18 protein-coding genes, 1 tRNA gene, 1 rRNA gene, 1 pseudogene and 1 other annotated feature are annotated in these 19,422 nt (G+C 53.7%); of the genes and pseudogenes, 8 read left to right on the top strand and 13 right to left on the bottom strand.

What is annotated here, in order from left to right; genetic code table 11:
- Positions 1–173 precede the first annotated feature (173 nt).
- The 5 genes from ACJ69_RS22740 to rluD form a co-directional block, all read right to left on the bottom strand.
- Positions 174–249: transfer RNA gene (locus ACJ69_RS22740), tRNA-Glu, on the bottom strand.
- An 85-nt stretch (positions 250–334) separates the two neighbouring features.
- A 16S ribosomal RNA gene (locus tag ACJ69_RS22735) occupies positions 335–1,874 on the bottom strand.
- 430 nt (positions 1,875–2,304) lie between these two features.
- Positions 2,305–4,878 (bottom strand): ATP-dependent chaperone ClpB, encoded by a 2,574-nt coding sequence (clpB, locus tag ACJ69_RS22725; protein WP_059347778.1) that lies wholly within the window; start codon positions 4,876–4,878, stop codon positions 2,305–2,307.
- Between the two features lie 129 nt (positions 4,879–5,007).
- Complete coding sequence (gene yfiH, locus ACJ69_RS22720) at positions 5,008–5,739, bottom strand: purine nucleoside phosphorylase YfiH (protein WP_059347777.1); 732 nt, start codon at positions 5,737–5,739, stop codon at positions 5,008–5,010.
- Positions 5,736–6,716, bottom strand: a complete 981-nt coding sequence (gene rluD / locus ACJ69_RS22715) for a 23S rRNA pseudouridine(1911/1915/1917) synthase RluD (protein ID WP_023308866.1) — start codon at positions 6,714–6,716, stop codon at positions 5,736–5,738. The genes yfiH and rluD overlap by 4 nt, the downstream gene beginning before the upstream one ends.
- A gap of 131 nt (positions 6,717–6,847) precedes the next feature.
- On the opposite strand from rluD, the gene bamD reads away from it, so the two are divergent.
- The 4 genes from bamD (at position 6,848) to pheA (ending at position 9,622) form a co-directional block, all read left to right on the top strand.
- Complete coding sequence (bamD, locus tag ACJ69_RS22710; protein WP_023308867.1) at positions 6,848–7,585, top strand: outer membrane protein assembly factor BamD; 738 nt, start codon at positions 6,848–6,850, stop codon at positions 7,583–7,585.
- A 268-nt stretch (positions 7,586–7,853) separates the two neighbouring features.
- Positions 7,854–8,195, top strand: a complete 342-nt coding sequence (raiA, locus tag ACJ69_RS22705) for a ribosome-associated translation inhibitor RaiA (RefSeq protein WP_003863162.1) — start codon at positions 7,854–7,856, stop codon at positions 8,193–8,195.
- 110 nt (positions 8,196–8,305) lie between these two features.
- Positions 8,306–8,431, top strand: a sequence feature (Phe leader region).
- Positions 8,307–8,354: a pheA operon leader peptide PheL gene (gene pheL / locus ACJ69_RS25395; RefSeq protein WP_100249759.1), complete on the top strand. Its 48-nt coding sequence runs from the start codon at positions 8,307–8,309 to the stop codon at positions 8,352–8,354. It overlaps the preceding feature by 48 nt.
- A gap of 30 nt (positions 8,432–8,461) precedes the next feature.
- Positions 8,462–9,622: a bifunctional chorismate mutase/prephenate dehydratase gene (gene pheA, locus ACJ69_RS22700; RefSeq protein ID WP_029741028.1), complete on the top strand. Its 1,161-nt coding sequence runs from the start codon at positions 8,462–8,464 to the stop codon at positions 9,620–9,622.
- Here the strand turns inward: pheA and ACJ69_RS22695 are convergent.
- From ACJ69_RS22695 to aroF, 3 genes and pseudogenes are all read right to left on the bottom strand, one after another.
- Positions 9,619–10,490: pseudogene (locus ACJ69_RS22695) on the bottom strand (SMP-30/gluconolactonase/LRE family protein). The gene pheA and the pseudogene ACJ69_RS22695 overlap by 4 nt on opposite strands.
- Positions 10,491–10,550: 60 nt before the next feature.
- The gene (tyrA, locus tag ACJ69_RS22690) at positions 10,551–11,672 is read right to left on the bottom strand and encodes a bifunctional chorismate mutase/prephenate dehydrogenase (protein ID WP_047646187.1); all 1,122 of its coding nucleotides are present in this window, start codon (positions 11,670–11,672) and stop codon (positions 10,551–10,553) included.
- Between the two features lie 10 nt (positions 11,673–11,682).
- Positions 11,683–12,753, bottom strand: a complete 1,071-nt coding sequence (gene aroF / locus ACJ69_RS22685) for a 3-deoxy-7-phosphoheptulonate synthase AroF (protein WP_059347776.1) — start codon at positions 12,751–12,753, stop codon at positions 11,683–11,685.
- A 214-nt stretch (positions 12,754–12,967) separates the two neighbouring features.
- On the opposite strand from aroF, the gene ACJ69_RS22680 reads away from it, so the two are divergent.
- The 4 genes from ACJ69_RS22680 to ACJ69_RS22665 all read left to right on the top strand — a co-directional run bounded on the left by ACJ69_RS22680 (position 12,968) and on the right by ACJ69_RS22665 (position 15,742).
- Complete coding sequence (locus tag ACJ69_RS22680) at positions 12,968–13,342, top strand: DUF2799 domain-containing protein (RefSeq protein WP_059347775.1); 375 nt, start codon at positions 12,968–12,970, stop codon at positions 13,340–13,342.
- Positions 13,343–13,479: 137 nt separating this feature from the next.
- Positions 13,480–14,031, top strand: a complete 552-nt coding sequence (locus tag ACJ69_RS22675) for a YfiR family protein (RefSeq protein ID WP_205909316.1) — start codon at positions 13,480–13,482, stop codon at positions 14,029–14,031.
- Positions 14,024–15,244: a diguanylate cyclase DgcN gene (gene dgcN / locus ACJ69_RS22670; RefSeq protein WP_029741024.1), complete on the top strand. Its 1,221-nt coding sequence runs from the start codon at positions 14,024–14,026 to the stop codon at positions 15,242–15,244. Before ACJ69_RS22675 ends, dgcN begins: the two co-directional genes overlap by 8 nt.
- Positions 15,245–15,256: 12 nt before the next feature.
- Positions 15,257–15,742, top strand: coding sequence for an OmpA family protein (locus ACJ69_RS22665; protein ID WP_029741023.1), 486 nt, complete (start codon positions 15,257–15,259; stop codon positions 15,740–15,742).
- A 2-nt stretch (positions 15,743–15,744) separates the two neighbouring features.
- Here ACJ69_RS22665 and ACJ69_RS22660 read toward each other — a convergent pair whose 3' ends face one another.
- The 5 genes from ACJ69_RS22660 to rimM form a co-directional block, all read right to left on the bottom strand.
- Positions 15,745–17,115 carry a PepSY-associated TM helix domain-containing protein gene (locus ACJ69_RS22660; protein ID WP_059347773.1) on the bottom strand — a complete coding sequence of 457 codons (1,371 nt, stop codon included), beginning with the start codon at positions 17,113–17,115 and terminating at the stop codon, positions 15,745–15,747.
- Between the two features lie 37 nt (positions 17,116–17,152).
- On the bottom strand, positions 17,153–17,557 hold the full coding sequence (locus tag ACJ69_RS22655) for a DUF2946 domain-containing protein (protein ID WP_029741021.1): 405 nt from the start codon (positions 17,555–17,557) through the stop codon (positions 17,153–17,155).
- Between the two features lie 132 nt (positions 17,558–17,689).
- A complete protein-coding gene (gene rplS / locus ACJ69_RS22650; RefSeq protein ID WP_002914145.1) occupies positions 17,690–18,037 on the bottom strand; it encodes a 50S ribosomal protein L19 in 348 nt (115 codons plus the stop codon).
- Positions 18,038–18,080: 43 nt separating this feature from the next.
- The gene (trmD, locus tag ACJ69_RS22645; protein WP_014832949.1) at positions 18,081–18,848 is read right to left on the bottom strand and encodes a tRNA (guanosine(37)-N1)-methyltransferase TrmD; all 768 of its coding nucleotides are present in this window, start codon (positions 18,846–18,848) and stop codon (positions 18,081–18,083) included.
- 31 nt (positions 18,849–18,879) lie between these two features.
- The gene (gene rimM, locus ACJ69_RS22640) at positions 18,880–19,419 is read right to left on the bottom strand and encodes a ribosome maturation factor RimM (RefSeq protein ID WP_029741020.1); all 540 of its coding nucleotides are present in this window, start codon (positions 19,417–19,419) and stop codon (positions 18,880–18,882) included.
- Positions 19,420–19,422 lie beyond the last annotated feature (3 nt).

The raw sequence follows: 19,422 nt of genomic DNA, 5'->3' as shown, positions 1-19,422 counted from the left end.
CTTTCGATTCATCACCGACTTGCGAAAATTTGAGAGACTCGAACACACATAACATGTGTGTCGTTTCAATTTTCAGCTTGATCCAGATTTTTAAAGAGCAAATATCTCAAACGTCACCCGAAGATGAGTTTTGAGATATGACGGCAGGTGACTTTCACTCACGAACCAGCAAGTGGCGTCCCCTAGGGGATTCGAACCCCTGTTACCGCCGTGAAAGGGCGGTGTCCTGGGCCTCTAGACGAAGGGGACACTGAAGTCTCAATCGCAAGACGCCTTGCTATTTACTTTTCATCAGACAATCTGTGTGGACACTACAAAGGCAGGTTCTTTAAGGTAAGGAGGTGATCCAACCGCAGGTTCCCCTACGGTTACCTTGTTACGACTTCACCCCAGTCATGAATCACAAAGTGGTAAGCGCCCTCCCGAAGGTTAAGCTACCTACTTCTTTTGCAACCCACTCCCATGGTGTGACGGGCGGTGTGTACAAGGCCCGGGAACGTATTCACCGTAGCATTCTGATCTACGATTACTAGCGATTCCGACTTCATGGAGTCGAGTTGCAGACTCCAATCCGGACTACGACGCACTTTATGAGGTCCGCTTGCTCTCGCGAGGTCGCTTCTCTTTGTATGCGCCATTGTAGCACGTGTGTAGCCCTACTCGTAAGGGCCATGATGACTTGACGTCATCCCCACCTTCCTCCAGTTTATCACTGGCAGTCTCCTTTGAGTTCCCGGCCGGACCGCTGGCAACAAAGGATAAGGGTTGCGCTCGTTGCGGGACTTAACCCAACATTTCACAACACGAGCTGACGACAGCCATGCAGCACCTGTCTCAGAGTTCCCGAAGGCACCAATCCATCTCTGGAAAGTTCTCTGGATGTCAAGAGTAGGTAAGGTTCTTCGCGTTGCATCGAATTAAACCACATGCTCCACCGCTTGTGCGGGCCCCCGTCAATTCATTTGAGTTTTAACCTTGCGGCCGTACTCCCCAGGCGGTCGACTTAACGCGTTAGCTCCGGAAGCCACGCCTCAAGGGCACAACCTCCAAGTCGACATCGTTTACGGCGTGGACTACCAGGGTATCTAATCCTGTTTGCTCCCCACGCTTTCGCACCTGAGCGTCAGTCTTTGTCCAGGGGGCCGCCTTCGCCACCGGTATTCCTCCAGATCTCTACGCATTTCACCGCTACACCTGGAATTCTACCCCCCTCTACAAGACTCTAGCCTGCCAGTTTCGAATGCAGTTCCCAGGTTGAGCCCGGGGATTTCACATCCGACTTGACAGACCGCCTGCGTGCGCTTTACGCCCAGTAATTCCGATTAACGCTTGCACCCTCCGTATTACCGCGGCTGCTGGCACGGAGTTAGCCGGTGCTTCTTCTGCGGGTAACGTCAATCGACAAGGTTATTAACCTTATCGCCTTCCTCCCCGCTGAAAGTACTTTACAACCCGAAGGCCTTCTTCATACACGCGGCATGGCTGCATCAGGCTTGCGCCCATTGTGCAATATTCCCCACTGCTGCCTCCCGTAGGAGTCTGGACCGTGTCTCAGTTCCAGTGTGGCTGGTCATCCTCTCAGACCAGCTAGGGATCGTCGCCTAGGTGAGCCGTTACCCCACCTACTAGCTAATCCCATCTGGGCACATCTGATGGCAAGAGGCCCGAAGGTCCCCCTCTTTGGTCTTGCGACGTTATGCGGTATTAGCTACCGTTTCCAGTAGTTATCCCCCTCCATCAGGCAGTTTCCCAGACATTACTCACCCGTCCGCCGCTCGTCACCCAGGAGCAAGCTCCCTGTGTTACCGCTCGACTTGCATGTGTTAGGCCTGCCGCCAGCGTTCAATCTGAGCCATGATCAAACTCTTCAATTTAAGTTTGATGCTCGTGAATTAAACTTCGTAATGAATTACGTATGTTCACTCAGAGACTTGGTATTCATTTATTGTCCGAAGACATTAAGAATCCATGTCACTTTGAGTGCCCACACAGATTGTCTGATAAATTGTTAAAGAGCAGTGCAACGCGGCTTTCGCTCACCGTTGCGAGGTGGCGTATATTACGCTTTCCTCTTTCAGAGTCAAGCGTTTATTTTCGCTATTCTCTGCTGACCCGGCGGCGTGTGTGCCGTTGTTCCGTGTCAGTGGAGGCGCATTATAGGGAGTAATTCCGAACCTGCAAGGATAAAGTGAAATTTATTTACTGATTGCTCACTTTCCAGGCAAAACCAACTCCAGACCTCAATTTTCGCCTGGTTTTTAAACAAAAACGAGCCGCAAGCGGCTCGTTTTTGAGTTTTGTGACTTACTGCACTGCCACAATGCGATCGTCGTTGGCTTCCAGACGGATAACTTTGCCCGGAATCAACTCTCCGGAGAGGATCTGCTGCGCCAGCGGGTTTTCGATCTGCTGCTGGATAGCACGTTTTAATGGACGCGCACCGTACACCGGATCGTAACCATTCTCGCTCAGCAGCTTCAGCGCCTCGTCGGAAATGTGAATTTCATACCCACGCTCTTCCAGACGTTTGTACAGACGCTGCAGCTGGATCTGAGCAATAGACGCAATGTGTTTCTCACCCAGAGGATGGAATACCACCACTTCATCAATACGGTTGATGAACTCAGGACGGAAGTTATGGCTGACCACACCGAGTACCAGATCCTTCATATGACCGTAATCCAGTTCGCCGAAACGTTCCTGAATCAAATCGGAACCCAGGTTCGAGGTCATGATGACAACCGTATTACGGAAGTCGACCGTTCTCCCCTGCCCGTCGGTCAGACGGCCATCATCCAGCACCTGAAGCAGGATGTTGAACACATCAGGGTGCGCTTTTTCCACCTCATCCAGCAGGATGACGGAATAAGGGCGACGGCGAACCGCTTCCGTCAGGTACCCCCCTTCTTCATAACCTACGTATCCCGGAGGCGCGCCGACCAGACGTGAGACGGAGTGTTTTTCCATAAACTCGGACATGTCGATACGTACCATCGCATCGTCGCTGTCGAACATAAAGTTAGCCAGCGCTTTACACAGCTCGGTTTTACCGACCCCTGTCGGCCCCAGGAACAGGAACGAACCAATCGGACGGTTTGGATCGGACAGCCCTGCACGGCTACGACGAATAGCGTTCGATACCGCTTCAACCGCTTCGTTCTGGCCAATCACCCGATTATGGAGATCTTGCTCCATGCGCAGCAGTTTTTCACGCTCGCCTTCCAGCATGCGCGCCACCGGAATACCGGTCCAGCGAGCAAGCACTTCCGCGATTTCTGCATCCGTCACCTTATTACGTAACAGACGCATCGTTTTCCCTTCTGACTGCGTCGCTATCTCAAGCTGTTTTTCCAGCTCAGGAATTTTGCCGTACTGCAGTTCAGACATCCGCGCCAGATCGCCGACACGGCGAGCCTGCTCTATGGCAATTTTGGCCTGTTCGAGTTCAGCTTTAATGGTCTGAGTGCCGGAAAGGGACGCTTTCTCGGCTTTCCACTCTTCTTCCAGCTCAGAGTACTGGCGCTCTTTATCGTCCAGTTCTTCATTGAGCATATCCAGGCGTTTCTTACTGGCTTCATCAGACTCTTTCTTCAGCGCCTGCTGTTCCAGCTTGAGCTGAATGATGCGTCGGTCGAGTCTATCCAGCTCTTCCGGTTTCGAGTCAATCTGCATACGAATGCTCGAAGCCGCTTCATCAATCAGGTCGATTGCTTTATCCGGCAGCTGGCGATCGGCGATATAACGATGTGAAAGCGTCGCCGCCGCAACGATAGCCGGGTCAGTGATCTGCACGTGGTGGTGCAGTTCATAGCGCTCCTTCAAACCACGCAGGATCGCGATGGTATCTTCAACGCTTGGCTCAGCAACAAAAACTTTCTGGAAACGACGTTCCAGCGCAGCATCTTTCTCAATGTACTGACGATACTCGTCAAGCGTGGTGGCACCGACGCAGTGAAGTTCACCACGCGCCAGCGCAGGTTTCAGCATGTTCCCGGCATCCATCGCGCCGTCCGCTTTACCCGCACCGACCATCGTGTGCAGTTCGTCGATAAACAGGATAACGTTCCCTTCCTGCTTCGCCAGGTCGTTAAGCACGCCTTTCAGACGCTCTTCGAACTCGCCGCGGTATTTCGCACCGGCCACCAGCGCGCCCATATCCAGCGCCAGTACGCGGCGGCCTTTCAGGCCTTCCGGCACTTCACCGTTGACGATACGCTGCGCCAGCCCTTCAACAATGGCGGTTTTACCGACACCAGGTTCACCAATCAGCACCGGGTTGTTCTTGGTACGACGTTGCAGTACCTGAATCGTACGGCGGATTTCTTCATCACGGCCGATAACCGGGTCAAGTTTGCCCTGCTCAGCACGCTCGGTCAGATCGACCGTAAATTTCTTCAAAGCCTGACGTTGGTCTTCGGCTCCCTGATCGTTCACGCTTTCACCTCCGCGCATTTTCTCAATCGCCTGAGTCACATTGGCGGTGGTCGCGCCGGCAGATTTCAGCAGGTCGGTCAAGGTGCCGCGTGATTCAAGCGCCGCCAGAACAAACAGCTCTGACGAAATAAAGTTGTCCCCACGTTTTTGCGCCAGCTTGTCGCAAAGGTTCAGCACGCGTACCAGATCCTGCGACGGCTGAACGTCGCCGCCGGTACCTTCTACCTGCGGCAGACGGCTCAGCGCCTGATCGATAGCGGTGCGTAACTGGCCAGCATTAATGCCAGCGGACGTTAATAAAGGACGTACCGATCCCCCTTCCTGATTCAGCAAGGCGCTCATTAAATGAAGAGGTTCGATAAATTGGTTGTCGTGCCCCAGTGCGAGGGACTGGGCATCGGCGAGAGCAAGCTGGAATTTATTAGTAAGACGATCCAGACGCATAACTCCTCCCATAACAGGTCAAATTTGCTACTGGAGATTAAATGAGGTCATCCCTCAATTATTCAAGGTTAATGACCTGAATTATGTGAAAAGAAAACGGCACGTACCGGATCGTCTTGATTCTTTAGGTTATATCAGCCAAATGAAACTTGCCATACGCCCCGTGGTCTTGTCGCGACGATAGGAAAAAAAATCACCCTTTTCGGTGAATGTGCAGCGATCGCCGCCGAAGATCTGCGTCACGCCGACGTTGTTCAGACGCTGGCGGGCGAGCTGGTAAATATCGGCCAGATATTTATCCCCCGAAGGCAGAAAGGCTTCCACCGCTTGCGGATCTTTTTCCATAAAGGCTTCACGAACCTCTGGCCCCACTTCAAAAGCGCGAGGACCAATGGCCGGGCCAAGCCAGGCCATAATATTGGCAGGCTCATCGTTAAAGCAGGCGACTGTTTCTTCGAGCACGCCTTCACACAGACCACGCCAGCCCGCGTGTGCTGCTGCTACCTCGGTACCTGCACGGTTACAGAACAGAACTGGCAGACAATCAGCGGTCATCACGGCACAAACGGTTCCCGGAGTATTACTGTAAGAGGCATCAGCGCGTTTAGAAGCATAGGGTTCCCCCGTCAACTTCAGTACCGCGTTACCGTGAACCTGTTCCAGCCAGACCGGTTTTGACGGCAAGTTACCCGCAGCAAACAAACGTCTGCGGTTCTCTTCAACGTGTTCCAGGTTGTCGCCACAGTGCGCACCGAGGTTCAAAGACTCCCACGCGCCCTGGCTAACACCGCCAATACGGGTTGAACTACAGGCGGCCACGCCAGCAGGCAATGGCCACTCCGGGACAATCAGTTTGGTCATAACCAGTCCACTTGATCCTTATGTTCTTCGAAATCAGCACGCATGGCGTCGATAAGATCCACCATATCCTGCGGGATAGGCGCATGCCACTCCATCTGAATACCGGTGATAGGGTGGTAAAGACGCAGCATGGTCGCGTGCAGCGCCTGACGATCGAATTTACGCAATACGCTGATGAACTCATCCGATGCGCCTTTAGGTGGACGCGGGCGGCCACCGTATACCTGATCCCCTACCAGCGGATGGGTAATGTGGGCCATATGCACGCGGATCTGGTGAGTACGTCCGGTTTCCAGACGCAGACGCAGGCGCGTATGAATACGGAAGTGCTCCATAATGCGATAGTGCGTCACAGCCGGTTTACCCATCGGATGCACCGACATATGGGTACGTTTGGTTGGGTGACGACTGATTGGCTCTTCCACCGTTCCGCCAGAGGTCATATGCCCAATGGCTACCGCTTCATACTCGCGGGTGATTTCGCGCAGCTGCAGCGACTCCACCAGACGGGTCTGAGCAGGAACGGTCTTCGCCACCACCATCAAACCAGTGGTGTCTTTATCCAGACGGTGCACGATGCCCGCGCGCGGGACATCCGCGATCGGCGGATAATAATGGAGAAGTGCGTTAAGTACCGTACCGTCAGGGTTCCCCGCGCCCGGATGAACAACCAGGTCGCGCGGCTTGTTGATCACCAGAATGTCATCATCTTCATAGACGATGTCCAGTGGGATATCCTGCGGCTCGAAGCGGATTTCCTCTTCGATTTCAGCATTGATGGCGACAGCTTCCCCACCTAACACTTTCTCTTTTGGTTTGTCCCAGATCTTGCCGTTTACCAGCACGCGCTGGTCAAGGATCCATTCTTTTATGCGTGAACGCGAATAATCAGGGAACAATTCGGCCAAAGCCTGATCTAAGCGTTGACCGAGCTGATTTTCGGAGACTGTTGCGGTGAGTTCTACTCGTTGTGCCATAAACTGCTTCTTCGTTTAACGTTGGGTTTTACGGCTTTGCCGTTTAATATAGTGTGCTATTGTAGCTGGTCTTAATCGGGAGCAGGAACAGAGTTTCTCCCGGACAAACATTTGAGGAAAGTCAAAACGTCATGACGCGCATGAAATATCTGGTGGCAGCGGCCACGTTGAGCCTGGCTTTGGTGGGCTGCTCCGGTTCAAATGAACAGGTCCCTGACAATCCGCCGAATGAAATCTATGCGACTGCACAACAAAAGTTGCAGGACGGTAACTGGAAACAGGCGATAACGCAACTGGAAGCGTTGGATAATCGCTATCCATTTGGTCCATATTCGCAGCAGGTACAGTTAGATCTCATCTACGCATACTATAAAAATGCCGACCTGCCGCTGGCTCAGGCAACTATCGATCGTTTCATGCGTCTGAACCCGACTCATCCTAACATCGACTATGTGATGTACATGCGCGGCCTCACCAACATGGCGCTGGACGACAGTGCGCTGCAGGGCTTCTTCGGCGTGGATCGTTCCGACCGTGACCCGCAGCATGCGCGTGATGCCTTTAATGACTTCTCCAAGCTGGTGCGCGGCTATCCGAACAGTCAGTACGTGACCGACGCCACCAAGCGTCTGGTGTTCCTGAAAGATCGTCTGGCGAAATATGAATACTCCGTGGCGGAATACTATACCCGCCGTGGCGCATGGGTTGCCGTGGTTAACCGCGTAGAAGGTATGCTGCGTGATTATCCGGATACTCAGGCAACGCGCGACGGCCTGAAGCTGATGGAAAATGCTTACCGTCAGATGCAGATGACCGCTCAGGCTGAAAAAGTGGCGAAAATCATCGCCGCGAACAGCAGCAACACCTGATTTTGCCCCAATGCAAAACGGCAGCCCGAAGGCTGCCGTTTTTTTATTCATTTTAGCGCGTCGCTGAAGCGCGTTAGCCTCAACACATCCAGTCAACTATGGCCCCAATTTTTGCCTTCGACAAGGTAAATCTTACCTCTTCCTGCCCTGCCTCACAAAAAAGGTTCCCTGACAAAAATCGAGAAAATAACGTGATCTAAATCACACATTTTGACATTAGGTCGGGTATGCTGGAATCACCAAGACGGAAAGACAAGAGGTAAAATTTATGACAATGAACATTACCAGTAAACAAATGGAAATTACTCCGGCAATCCGCCAGCACGTCGCAGACCGTCTCGCCAAACTGGATAAATGGCAAACTCATTTGATTAATCCACATATCATCCTGTCCAAGGAGCCGCAGGGTTTCATCGCTGACGCAACTATCAATACTCCAAACGGCCATCTGGTCGCCAGCGCAAAACACGAGGATATGTACACCGCAATTAACGATTTGATCAACAAGCTGGAACGGCAGCTCAATAAAGTGCAACACAAAGGTGAAGCCCGTCGCGCCGCAACATCGGTGAAAGACGCCAGCTTCGCGGAAGAAGTTGAAGAAGAGTAATCTTTTAAATTGAGTGTACCGCCAACGCGCCTTCGGGCGCGTTTTTTGTTTTTTATTGACAGGGTGAAAACAGTACGGGTACTTTAACGGTATCAATCACAGGATGACTTTATGAAACTTACGCCGTTCTTCTTCGCATTCTTTTTTACCTTCCCCTGACTGGGAGGCGTTTAGTCGTGTGATAAAGAATGCGAAGACGAACAACAAGGCCTCCCACATCGGGGGGCCTTTTTTATTGATAACGATAAAATGAGACAGACAACACTATGACACCGGAAAACCCGTTACTGGATCTGCGAGTAAAAATCAGCGCGCTGGATGAGAAACTGCTGGCGCTGCTGGCCGAACGCCGCGCGCTCGCCGTTGAAGTGGGCAAAGCCAAGCTGGACTCCCATCGCCCGGTACGTGATATCGACCGCGAGCGCGATCTGCTGGAACGTCTCATTCAGCTCGGCAAAGCGCATCACCTCGATGCCCACTACATCACCCGGTTGTTCCAGCTCATCATCGAAGACTCCGTTCTCACCCAGCAAGCGCTGCTCCAGCAGCATCTGAATAAAACCAATCCGCACTCTGCGCGTATCGCCTTTCTCGGGCCGAAAGGCTCTTATTCTCACCTGGCCGCTCGACAGTATGCCGCACGCCATTTCGAAGAATTTATTGAGAGCGGCTGTGCCAAGTTTGCCGACATTTTTAATCAGGTTGAGACCGGCCAGGCGGATTACGCCGTCGTGCCGATTGAGAACACCAGCTCCGGCGCCATCAACGACGTCTACGATTTGCTGCAGCACACCAGCCTGTCGCTGGTAGGTGAGCTGACGATCCCTATCGATCACTGCGTGCTGGTCTCTGGCTCAACCGACCTGAGCAAGATCGAAACGGTTTACAGTCATCCACAGCCGTTCCAGCAGTGCAGCCAGTTCCTGAACCGCTATCCGAACTGGAAAATTGAGTACACCGAAAGCACCTCAGCGGCGATGGAAAAAGTGGCGCAGGCTAACTCCCCAACCGTCGCTGCGCTCGGCAGCGAAGCGGGCGGCGCGCTGTATGGTTTACAGGTACTGGAACGCAACCTGGCGAACCAGACGCAAAATATCACCCGTTTCGTGGTGCTGGCACGCAAGGCAATCAATGTGTCTGACCAGGTGCCGGCCAAAACCACGCTGCTGATGGCGACCGGCCAACAGGCCGGTGCGCTGGTTGAAGCCCTGCTGGTGCTGCGTAATCACAACCTGATCATGACGAAGCTGGAATCACGTCCGATCCATGGTAATCCGTGGGAAGAGATGTTCTACCTTGATATCCAGGCCAACCTGGAATCTGCATCCATGCAGAAAGCCCTGCGCGAACTGGGCGAGATCACGCGCTCCATGAAGGTGCTGGGCTGCTATCCGAGCGAGAACGTGGTCCCGGTTGACCCGGCTTAACGTTCGATAAACCGGCTTTTCTTCATCCCTGCCACGCTCACCGGCAGGGTGAAGATGGCGCCGGAGAGCGGATACTTCGCCATCTCCTCCGCGTCCATATTTTCCCGCGTGGTGGTAATAAACAGTGTTTTCATGTCATCGCCGCCAAAGCAGACCATCGTCGGACAACGCACCGGCATGCGGTATTCTTCCAGCTGCTCCCCTTGCGGAGAAAAACGTGCAATACGCCAGCCGTCAAACAGCGCGCTCCAGTAGCAGCCTTCCACATCCATGGCCGCGCCGTCCGGTATCCCTTCGCCCTCTTTAAACTGACGAAACACCTCACGCCTGCCGGGTTCGCCCTTCTCATCAAGCGGCGTTCGATAAATAACGCCGTTTGGCGTATCTGAAGTAAACATCCATTGATTATCCGGGCTAAACGCTAAGCCGTTGTGGCCGTGAATATCGCACTGGATCACTTTCGGCGTCAGGTCGTTATCGATGCGCATCAGCAGGGCACCGTTGTAATCTCCCGGCCCCAAAACGTGCCCGCGTAGAATCGCCCAAGAGAATCGGTGCCGCCGTCGTTAAAGCGTGCGAGCTGCGGGTTAGAGGGGTTATCGCACACCTTGCGCTGCAGGAGGCCATGCTTATCGGCAAGCCAGATGCCATTACGCATGGCGACGATAAACCCGCCGCGCTCGCGCAGCGCGAAGCAGCCCACCTCCTCATGGAATGAGAGCACGGTATGTTCTGCCGTCGGCAGATGATAGCGGTGGATCTCCCCTTCCAGAATATCGGCCCAGTAGAGCGCGTGCTCTTCTGCGCTCCACGTCGGGCATTCAGGCAGATGTCCGGTGTAATTCAACAGCAGCTGCGGTTCGGCCATGACAGTTCCCCAAAATAAAAAAAGCCAGCATTGCTGGCTTTCAGTATATACATCATCGCATTACTGGCGACTGTCATTTGCCTGGCGCAACAGCGTCCGGCTCTCACTCTGGAAACGCTGAGCGTAATCGCCAAACCAGTGCTCGACCTTGCGGAAGCTGTCGATAAACGCCTGCTTGTCTCCGTGCTCCAGTAGCGTAATGGCCTCGCCAAAGCGCTGATAGTAGCGCTTGATGAGCGCCAGGTTGTTCTCGGAGGACATAATAATGTCCGCGTAAAGCTGCGGATCCTGAGCAAACAGGCGCCCGACCATCGCCAGCTCCAGACGATAGATAGGCGAAGAGAGCGCCAGCAGCTGTTCAAGCTGCACGTTCTCTTCTGCCAGGTGCAGACCGTAGGCAAACGTCGCAAAGTGGCGCAGCGCCTGAATGAACGCCATGTTCTGATCGTGCTCGACCGCGCTGATGCGGTGCAGCCGCGCGCCCCATACCTGAATCTGTTCCAGGAACCACTGGTAGGCTTCCGGCTGACGACCGTCGCAGTAAACCACCACCTGCTTTGCCAGGCTGCCGCTGTCCGGGCCAAACATCGGGTGCAGACCCAGCACCGGACCCGTATGCGCAGCCAGCATCGCCTGCAGCGGACCATTTTTGACGGAGGCCAGATCCACCAGGATGCAGTCTTTCGGTAAAGGAGGCAGCTTTCCGATGATCTGCTCCGTCACGTGGATCGGCACGCTGACGATAACCATCCCGGCATCTTTCATGAGTTCCGGAGCATGCGCCCAGTCCTCTTTTTCGAGAATGCGCACCTGATAGCCAGAAAGCGTCAGCATTTTTTCAAACAGACGCCCCATCTGTCCTGCACCGCCGACAATCACCACCGGCCGCAGGGACGGACAGAGGGTTTTGAAGCCCTTGTCGTTTTCGCTGGAATAGGATTCCCGCATCACGCGACGCAGAACATCTTCAATTAAATCCGGCGAAACGCCCAGCGCCTGGGCCTCTTTGCGACGAGAGGCCAGCATTGAGGCTTCGCGCTCCGGGACGTAAATCGGCAGGCCGTATTTGCTTTTCACCTCACCGACTTCGGCAACCAGCGCCATGCGGCGCGCCAGCAGATCCAGCAGCGCCTTATCCACTTCATCAATTTGATCGCGCAGTGCGGTCAATTCAGCAACCATAACTAACCTCTTAAGCCAGACGCGTCGCCAGCTGGCCGTTCAAATCTTTGTGGATCTCACGCAGCAGCGCATCGGTCGTCTCCCAGCTGATGCAGGCATCCGTCACGGAGACGCCGTGCTTCATTGCGCTACGCGGTTGTTCCGATGACTGATTGCCTTCATGAATGTTGCTCTCAATCATCAGACCAATAATCGAACGGTTGCCATCTTTGATCTGTGCGATCACGGATTCAGCAACCGCAGGCTGGCGACGGTAATCTTTATTTGAATTACCATGACTGCAATCTACCATCAGTGCCGGGCGCAGTCCCGCCTGCTCCATCTCTTTTTCACACTGCGCCACGTCCGCCGGGCTGTAGTTAGGTGCTTTCCCGCCGCGCAGGATCACATGGCCGTCCGGGTTGCCCTGCGTTTGCAGGAGGCATACCTGGCCCGCCTGGTTGATACCGACGAAACGGTGCGGCATGGCGGCAGCGCGCATGGCGTTGATCGCCGTCGCCAGGCTGCCATCGGTACCGTTTTTAAAGCCAACAGGCATCGACAGGCCCGACGCCATCTCGCGGTGGGTTTGCGATTCCGTGGTACGCGCACCAATAGCCGACCAGCTGAACAGATCGCCCAGGTACTGAGGGCTGTTCGGGTCCAGCGCTTCGGTTGCCAGCGGCAGCCCCATGCTGACCAGCTCCACCAGCAGCCGACGCGCAATCTTCAGGCCTGCTTCCACATCAAACGAGCCATCCATGTGCGGATCGTTAATCAACCCTTTCCAGCCGACGGTCGTACGTGGCTTCTCAAAATAGACGCGCATCACCAGATAGAGGCTATCGCTGACCTCCTCCGCTAACGCTTTAAATCGACGAGCATATTCAATGGCGGTGTCAGGATCGTGAATGGAACAAGGACCGCATACCACCAGCAGGCGCGGATCGCGGCCGGCGATAATGTCAGAAATGGTCTGGCGAGAGTGCTCGATCTGAGCCTCCTGCGCGACGCTCAGCGGAAATTCCGCTTTCAGTTGATCCGGAGTGATTAACACCTGTTCGTCAGTGATATGTACGTTGTTCAGCGCGTCTTTTTGCATGATGGCGATCCTGTAAAGCTCGTTTGCGATAGTTGTTTTCCTCAATGAGGTGAAACCACGATACCATAAAAAGTAAACATTTCAATCCAAAATACGTACACATTACTTTACACGCGCCAATTTATTGCAAAAATCAGCCGATAAAAACGTAAACTTTAAATTACAGACAGGTTTTCTTTAGCCAGGCTATGCTGAAGAAAAAAGGAGAATGGCTATGCGTCCAATTGCTCTCGCGCTGTTGTCGCTGTTTTTAACGGGCTGTCAGATCAATCCTTACACCTTCCAGCCCGACTGGACCAGCCCATCTTGGTTTGATGCAGGTAAAGAAGACGCCATGAATGGCCTGTCGGTTAAAGATAACCAGGCCCTGGCCGATAGTTTTAACGACACACACGTTGATCGTAGCGAATATCTTCGCGGCTATGCTGACGGTCAGAAGAAAGTCTGCGAAGAAGGGTTTATTCACGCCTGGGGATTAGCCGGCAAATCTTTCCCTGCCAGTTGCGATACAGCCGAAAACGCGGCAAAACTGCGTGCGTCATGGCAGCAAGGGATGGATGAAAGTATGCGCTCCAGCAGACTGAATTAATCTAATTTCATCCACCGGAAAATAAACAACAGTAGGATTTAGCTTAGGTCGGCCTCATGCTATTTCTGACATAATGACGGCCCTGATAAACAATGGTATTCTGCCCGCAACTCTTAAGGACATCTATTTCCAGAGCGATGTGGCGGATTCTGGTGAGAAATTTATTCTTGATCTCTTTTTTCCGACTCACTCTGGTGCTAACGCTGTTCCTTATAGTGGGCCCTGCGGCGGCAGGCACACTTACGGAAACGGATAAATCGGTACGCTCGATTGTCTCAGGCATTGTGAGCTATACGCGATGGCCGTCACTTTCCGGGCAGCCTAAACTCTGCGTCTACGCCACTTCTCACTATACGCACGCCCTCAGCGGCGAAGAGGGGCATAGCGAGTTACCTTATACTCCCGTTATTGTACGTAACGATCGGGAAGCCCTGGCCGCGACGTGCGATGCGATCTATTTCGGGTCTGAATCACCGGCAAAACAACTTGAATTAATAAGTCAATATCAGGGCAGAGCGTTGCTATTAATCTCAGAGCAAAATCCGGAATGTGTAATTGGCAGTGCCTTTTGCCTGATAATCGATCGCGGCCAGGTACGATTCGCCGTCAACCTGGATGCATTGACGCGCAGTGGCGTAAGAGTCAATCCGGATGTATTAATGCTTGCACGGAATAAGCAGCATGGATAAAGATTTCACTTCAACGCCACGTCCGACGTTTAAAAGAACGTTGAGGCGAAACAGCATGATAAGCGTCATCATCACGATGACGTTAATATGGCTGCTGCTCTGTTTTGCTTCCGTCGTGACGTTAAAACAATACGCGCAAAAGAATCTCGAATTAACCGGCGCAACAATGAGCCACAGCCTGGAAGCGTCGCTGGTGTTCAACGACTCGCTGGCGGCCAACGAAACGCTGGCCGCCCTGGGCAAACAGGGCCAGTTTGCCGTGGCCGAGGTTATTAACGCGCATAAAAAGCGGTTTGCCTACTGGTCCTGGAACCCGGAGGACAACAACGATACGCTGGGCGCACTGGTCAGCCGCTGGCTTTTCCCCGTACCGGTTGCGCAGCCCATCATGCATAACGGCGCAACGATTGGCGAAATTCGCCTTACCGCGCGTGACAGCCTGATCGGCCATTTCATCTGGATGTCGTTTGCCGTTCTGACAGGCTGTATTCTCTTTGCAACCGTCGTCGCACTCACTATTACCCAGTCTTTGCATCACGGGATGGTCACGGCCCTGCAAAACATCACCGACGTGGTGCATGACGTTCGTACTAACCGTAACTTCTCCCGCCGGGTGAAAGACGGCCGTATCGAAGAGTTTCACCAGTTTGGTGAGGACTTCAACAGCCTTCTGGATGAGATGGAGGAGTGGCAACTCAAGCTCCAGGCGAAAAACGCCCAGCTGCTGCGTACCGCCATGCACGACCCGCTCACCGGTCTTGCCAACCGCGCGGCGTTTCGTAACAGCATTGCGGCCTTAATGAATGACCCTTCTGCCAAAACGAACTCGGCCCTGCTCTTCCTCGACGGTGATAATTTTAAGTTTATTAACGACACCTGGGGACATGCGGCAGGAGACTGCGTGCTGATTGAAGTCGCCAGCAGGATGATGGAGTTTGGCGACAAACGTCACCAGGCATACCGCCTTGGCGGGGACGAATTTGCCATGGTGCTGTACGGCGTGCACTCTGAACTTGAGGTTCAACATATTTGTGCTGCGCTATCGCAGCAGTTTATCCGTCCGTTTGATCTTCATAACGGACAAAAAGCATCGATGTCACTCAGCATTGGCTTTGCTCTGGCGTGGGAAAATGCTTCCGTGGAGGCATTACTGGAGAGGGCTGACCGCAACATGTACCAGGTGAAAAACCAGCGTACGAAAACAACAAGTTAGAAGGGATACACTATGTTAAAACGTTACTTCGCGCCGATAGTTCTGGCCTCACTGGTTCTGGCAGGCTGCCAGTCGCCTCCGGAAGGTAAATTTACTCCTGAGCAAATTTCGGCGATGAAGTCTTACGGTTTTAACGAACTGAACGGTGACTGGTCACTTGGCATGTCGGACACCATCCTGTTTGATAAAAATGACGCCAGACTGCGTCCGGAAAGTGAAACGCAGATCCAGTCCATGGCCTCCCGCCTGGCGGAAACCGGCCTGAACCACGCGCGAATGGACGGTCACACGGATAATTACGGTGAAGAAAGCTACAACGAAGCGCTGTCGTTAAAACGCGCCAATGCCGTGGCCGATGCCTGGGCGAAGGGGGCAAATATCCCGCGCAGCAATCTCACCACGCGGGGGTTAGGTCAAAAATACCCGGTTGCGAGCAACAGTACCCCACAAGGGCGCGCTGAAAACCGCCGCGTCGCAGTGGTTATCAGCACGCCATAGGGTTATTTAGCGGATGTTTCGGCGAGCGTCACCCTGGTTGCCGCTCGCCAGCGCAGCCAGTCTACCAGAACAAACAGCGCCAGACTCACGCCCATGACCGGCAAGGCCAGCCCCAGCAGTACGCTGATTATCAGCGTAACCCCTCTTCCCCACCCTGACAGCGCCAGCCAGCTTTGACAAAGCGTTTGTACCGGACTCACTGCCGACTGTGCCGGACGACGCATCCACCACATCCGGTAACCCCAGATGATGAGCACGCACAGGGCGAGGCCGAACGCCACCAGCAGCAGCTGATTCACCAGCCCGAATAAGATCCCCATATGGAAATCCACGCCCCAGCGGGTCAGTTTTGCCATTAACGGGAAATCCTCGAATCGGGTTCTGTCCAGGACCTGCATCGTCGAAGGATCAACCGCAACGGCGTCCACCTGAGTCGGCCAACTGCGATCGATTTCCGTCACGGTCCAGGCGCTATCCGCCGTTTTTGCCGGGCGGATCTCCAGCCTGTTGGCATCAATTCCTGCGTTACGGGCCGCGCTTAATACTCCGTCAAACTGCGTCAGATCCATCGCCATTTCCGGCATCATCATTCCGCCGTGATGGCCCCGGTGTTCGGCATGCTCATCCACGATCTCCTGTGGGCCGGAAAGCGTCGTGTTCACCTGCGGGGTGAGCCAGTTCATCTCTGCCCGCAGCTTATCGACGTTCCCGCCTGCCCACTGGGACCATGTCAGGCCGGTTGCAGAGAACAGCAGCATTCCACCCAGCAGACTCCAGCCCAGGGTCACATGCAGGCGACGACGATTCTGGAAGCGATTATTGATCCGCCGTTTGGGTCGAGTATAAAACCACAGGCCAACACCGCCCAGCGCGGCAACCCACATCCAGGAGGCAGCAAGCTCGCTGTAGAGTCGCCCCACGTCGCCCAGCATCAGAGAGGTATGCAGATAATCAATGGTCTGACGCAGCGGTAAAATCCCGCTGGTGCCGTATACCGTCATATCCCCCAGCACCGCCAGGCTTACCGGATCAATAAAAATAGCCCGGTTCTCCGATGGCCCAAGCGTCGGGTCAGCAAACATCACGCGGGTAGTTTCGCCTTCAGCCAGCCCCGGACGCACGGCGTGCAAATGCAAATCTGAGCCAACGGTTTTTTCCGCCACGGCGATTTGCTCCGCCAGCGGCTGCAACTCGCCTACGGAATCCGTGTGGAGCGCGTGCCGGTAGAGCGCATTCTCAAGCTGCGGAGTCGCCACATACAGCGTACCGGTCAGCGCGGCAAAGAAGATAAACGGACCAACAAAAAGCCCGACGTAGAAATGGAGGCGACGCAGCAGGTTTCCCCATGCCGCGCGCGGAGTGCAGGTAGTCATACTTTTCCTTTTTAAGGCAGTAAGTTATCGATTTTTTTTAAAGGGAAAAAGCAGACTGCCGCGGCGGCGCGCGGGTATCAGGGTAAAGCCAGGGAAAAAAGTGCCAGTGGCTGACCGCCTGGCGCGGCGGCTTAACGCGAAGCCTTTGCAGCACCACGCTGAGCAGGACGATCAGCGCCAGCATCACGCCCGGGACATGCGCTAACAGCACGCAGTAGCCGCACGCTTCCGCATGGTCGACAGGCATCGTATGCGGCATATCGCCGTGATGCTCGTCCATCGACATCATGCTCATGTCATGATGCATGCCCGGCATGGCGCTCATGGGATCTTTCTGCAAGGAGACGGAGATAAGCGGCGCTACCACGATCAGCAGGATCGCAAACAGCGCGGTCAAGGCCGCTGCGCGTTTCCGGTTAGGCTGATGCAGTAAGTTATCCACGTCCCCTCCATTCAAGAGGCAAGCATTGTAAATGATTTATGACAAAAGGGTTAACGTGAGAAATGCGCAGGGATAAAAAAAGGGCCAGCCTTTCGGCCAGCCCTTTCTAACAGGATGTCGCTTAAGCGAATCTTAGTTCAGACGCTCTTTAATACGAGCAGACTTACCAGTACGCTCACGCAGGTAGTACAGTTTAGCTTTACGTACAGCACCACGACGTTTAACAGCAATGCTGTCAACTACCGGAGAGTGAGTCTGGAAGACACGCTCAACGCCTTCGCCGTTGGAAATTTTACGAACAGTGAATGCAGAGTGCAGACCGCGGTTACGAATAGCGATAACCACGCCCTCGAATGCCTGCAGACGTTTTTTGGAACCTTCAACAACCCATACTTTCACTTCCACGGTGTCACCTGGACGGAAGGAAGGTACGTCCTGCTTCATCTGCTCTTGTTCAAGTTGCTTAATAATGTTGCTCATAATTTAATCTCTTATCCTGGGTAAACTGATATTCGGGAGCGTATTACGCATTCCCATCATGTTCATGCTGCTGGTGCGCGTGTTCTGTTTTGAACTCGGCCAGCAACTTTGCTTGCTCTTCAGTCAGAGCCAGGTTTTCCAGAAGTTCAGGTCTTCTAAGCCAGGTTCGGCCCAGCGACTGCTTCAAACGCCAGCGACGTATCTCGGCATGGTTTCCAGACAGTAGCACTGCCGGTACTTCCATCCCTTCTAACACTTCAGGACGAGTATAGTGTGGACAGTCCAGCAACCCATCGGCAAAGGAATCTTCCGTTGCCGAAGCTTCATGGCCCAGAACCCCCGGAATGAACCGGGCGACGGAGTCAATCAGCGTCATTGCGGGTAACTCACCACCGCTGAGAACGTAATCGCCGATAGACCATTCTTCGTCAATCTCGGTTTGAATTACGCGCTCATCTATCCCTTCGTAGCGTCCACAGACCAGAATCAGCTTTTGATTCGTCGCCAGTTCGCTCACGCCCGCTTGATCAAGCTTGCGTCCCTGAGGTGACAGATAAATCACCTTTGCGCCTTCACCTGCCGCGGCTTTTGCTGTGTGAATGGCGTCCCGTAAGGGTTGCACCATCATTAGCATCCCCGGTCCGCCGCCGTAAGGACGATCGTCCACGGTACGGTGCCGGTCATGAGTAAAGTCACGGGGACTCCAGCTCTGGATGCTCAGCAGGCCATTCTTTACTGCCCGGCCAGTTACCCCGTAATCGGTAATCGCGCGGAACATTTCAGGAAACAGGCTAATTATGCCAATCCACATAGCGCCGTCTTTTACCGTTTATCCGGAGAATTTAAAAACCAGGATCCCAATCTACTTCAATGGTTTGAGTAGTGAGATCGACTTTCTTGATAACCTGTCCATCGAGGAACGGAACCAACCGCTCCTTGATGCCAAATGCATCTTTCAGGTTTGCCTTAATGACGAGAACGTCATTTGACCCGGTTTCCATCATATCGATGACTTTCCCCAGGCTGTAGCCTTCGGTAGTGACTACCTGGCAACCCATAAGGTCTTTCCAGTAGTAGTCGCCCTCTTCCAGCTGTGGCAACTGCGACGAATCCACGACAATTTCACAATTAGTCAGCGCATTCGCAGCATCACGATCGTCAACGCCTTTCAGCTTGATGATGATGTCCTGATTGTGGTGACGCCAGCTTTCCAGCTCGACCTCTTCCCACTTACCGCCTTTCTGGATAAACCAGGGCTGGTAATCAAAAATGCTATCAGCGTCTTCAGTGGAGGAAAACACTCTGAGCCAACCACGGATACCGTAGCAAGAACCCATTTTTCCCAATACGATCGGTTCAACAGGTGCTTTATTGCTCATCATGAC

Source organism: Enterobacter asburiae (assembly GCF_001521715.1).
Classification (GTDB): Bacteria; Pseudomonadota; Gammaproteobacteria; order Enterobacterales; family Enterobacteriaceae; genus Enterobacter; species Enterobacter asburiae.
This window is presented reverse-complemented; position numbering and strand designations above follow the sequence as displayed.